Annotated in this window: 1 protein-coding gene and 2 pseudogenes; all 3 read right to left on the reverse strand. The window is 60.9% G+C overall.

Features of this window, described 5'->3' with window-relative positions; all coding sequences use genetic code 11:
* Positions 1-38 precede the first annotated feature (38 nt).
* Positions 39-926: pseudogene (locus BKY27_RS19450) on the reverse strand (IS3 family transposase); the annotation flags it as partial.
* Positions 927-2288, reverse strand: a complete 1362-nt coding sequence (locus BKY27_RS19455) for an IS110 family RNA-guided transposase (protein ID WP_020042027.1) — start codon at positions 2286-2288, stop codon at positions 927-929. It abuts the pseudogene before it with no gap.
* Positions 2289-2516: 228 nt separating this feature from the next.
* Positions 2517-2756 (reverse strand): annotated as a pseudogene (locus BKY27_RS19460) (transposase); the annotation flags it as partial.
* Positions 2757-2819: the final 63 nt, after the last annotated feature.

The following is a 2819-nucleotide window of genomic DNA, read 5'->3' on the forward strand; positions in this document are numbered from 1 at the left end:
TGGACCTGTCACGTCTTTGTGCCGCCCCAAGTGCTCGTTTAGGCCACTTTCCGTTCGAAGGCGACCGGGCTTTTCCAGCCCAGTGCTGAGTGCCGCCGCCGCTGATTGTAGAAGCCATTGATGTATTCGAAGATTGCCATCTCAGCTTGCCGCCTGGTTGCCCATGACCGCCGCCAGATCAGCTCTGCCTTGATGGTTTTGAAGAACGTCTCAACGGCCGCATTGTCATAACAATTACCTTTACCGCTCATGGAGGCCCTGAAGCCATGCTGGCGCAGGATCTTCTGGTAGTCATGCGAACAGTATTGGCTGCCGCGATCACTGTGGAAGATGCAGCCCTTGGGCGACCTGAAGGCAATGGCCATCTTCAAGGCCCGGATCGCCAGATCACGCTTCATACGGTTGCTGACAGCCCAGCCGATCACGCGGCGGGAATGCAGGTCCAAGATGACTGACAGATACAGCCAGCCCTCGCGGGTCCAGATGTAGCTGATGTCGCCTGCCCATTTCTGGTTCGGCCCGGCCGCACTGAAGTCACGATTCAGCAGGTTCGGGGCGATGTTGAACGTGTGATCGCTGTCGGTTGTTGCCTTGAACTTGCGTGTTCTCTCAACGGTAATCCCGTTCTCACGCATCAAACGCCCAACCCGGCGGTGCCCCACATCGACGCCAACCTCCTTCAGTTCCTCGGTCATTCGTGGGCGGCCATAGCTGCCCAGGCTCAGCCGCGACTGCTCCTTGATGTGCGCTAAAACGACCATATCCATGCGCTGCCTGCGGCTAGCCGGACGGCTGCGGAAAGCCCGCAACCCGCGAGTGCTGACGTTCACAACCTGACACAACCGGTCGATCGGGAAGGCCCCACGATGTTCTTCGACGAACCGAAACCTCATGGCTTTTGGCTCGCGAAGAACTGGGTGGCTTTCCTAAGAAACAGCCGGTTCAGGCAAGACGGGCGCCAAGGCGTAGCCCAGGGTCTTGGCGCGCCGCTGGAGGTTCGCGAGAACGCGCTGGCGGTGTCGCTCATCATAGGCTGCGGCGCCCTGATCCTGATAAGTCATTCCATGCCGGATGGCGTTGTAGAACAGGACGGCGATCTTGCGGGCGGTCGCCGTCACCGCCTTCTGCTTTCCGATCCGCGCCGAGAGACGGCGATAGAAGGCACCCAGAGCGGTGTCGCTGCGTCCGATGGTTGTGGCGGCCAATCGCAACAGGGCCGCCGCCCGGCTCGAGGAGCGCCGCGTCTTCGACGACAGAAGCTTGCCCCCGGAGATCTTGTTGCCGGGTGCCAGGCAGAGCCAGGATGTGAAGTGCTTTGCCGTCTTCCACGCGCGCAGATCAGTGCCGCACTCAGCCACCAGCTTCAGCGCCAGCGAAGGACCAAGGCCATGTATCTGGGTCAGGTCGGTTCCCAATACCCCGTAGAGCGCTGCTCGCACGTCGAAGGCCGGTGCATTGACTTGCCTGCCTTTGATCCGGGCCTTCGGCAGCGGCGGCCGATCGTCCCCTCCCTTGACTGAGAGGGCGGCAACAGCCGCCTCCAGCCGCTGATCGCATTCCTCGATCTTGGCTTTGTAGAAGTCGTAAAGGTCAAGCGACTGCGCCAGAGCGAAGACATGTTCCGCCCGGTCATTGCCCACAAGTGCTGCCCGGATCGTCTCCGGCGAGGATTTGCATCGCACATCCCGGTAATCGGCCAGCACATCCGGATCGCGCTCACCCGCGACGATGGCGCGAATGATCTTCATGCCGGTCGCGCCGGTGATGTCGGAGACGACATGGTGCAGCTGTAAGTTCATCTCCATCAGCGCCTTCTGCATGTGTTGAATATGCGCGGCCGCATACTCTGTCAGACGTTCGCGCTGGCGCATGTAAGCACGCAGGGTTGCGATCTCGGCTTCGGGGCGGAAACTACCACGCAGCAGGCCGTAGGAATGCAACTGGCGCAGCCATCCTGCATCGCTGACATCGGTTTTGCGGCCGGGCACGTTCTTGGCATAACGGGCGTTCACCAGGATCACCTCGAAGCCTCGGGCCTCGAGGATCTCGAACGCCGGGATCCAGTAGACGCCGGTGGATTCCATGGCCAAGCTGGTGACGCCGCAAGACCGGAACCAGTCGGCGAGGTCGTGCAGATCCTGGGTGAACGTGCCGAAGGCGCGCACCGGCATGTCACAGCTGGACGGGTTTACCGCTGCCATGTGCATCGTCGAGCCGATGTCGATCGCGGCCGCATTGGGATTGACCATCTTCAGGTCCGGGTGGTCGCCGGTCGTAAGTCTGGGCATGACATCTCCTCCGTTCAGAACGAAGGGCGTGGGCCATGCAAGTTCGTCATCTTCCTATCCGGGATCGCCGCGAGCGCGCCGTCACCACTCTCAAGTGCGCATCAGCCCATGTGCCACGTTTTTTAACGGGGTCCAGCCCACCAATAAGCCATCGGCAACTGCCCTTCGCTATGAGCTTAGCACAAGCTGTTACTCCCGCGCACAGGCGGGCTGCGGCCCGGAACAGTTTTTTAGGATGTCCCTCTCCTCCTTGAGGATGCGGTTCTCACGCCGAAGCCGTTCGTTCTCCCGCGCAAGCTCGCGGTCCTCGGGCGAGACCACATCCGTGTCGCGGTGCGCGGTCACCCATTTGTTCAAGGTCGAAAGCCCAACGCCCAAATCGTCGGCAACCTGACGCCTTGTCAGCCCGCTGGTCAGCGCAATTCGCACCGCATCCCTGCGAAATTCATCCGTTCTTCCTGTGCCCATAGCTCGTCTCCTTTGCTGCACATTATGCTATCAAAGGAGCGGCACCAAACCGCGACAGGTCCA

It is taken from the genome of Nioella nitratireducens (genome assembly GCF_001879715.1).
Taxonomy (GTDB): Bacteria; Pseudomonadota; Alphaproteobacteria; order Rhodobacterales; family Rhodobacteraceae; genus Nioella; species Nioella nitratireducens.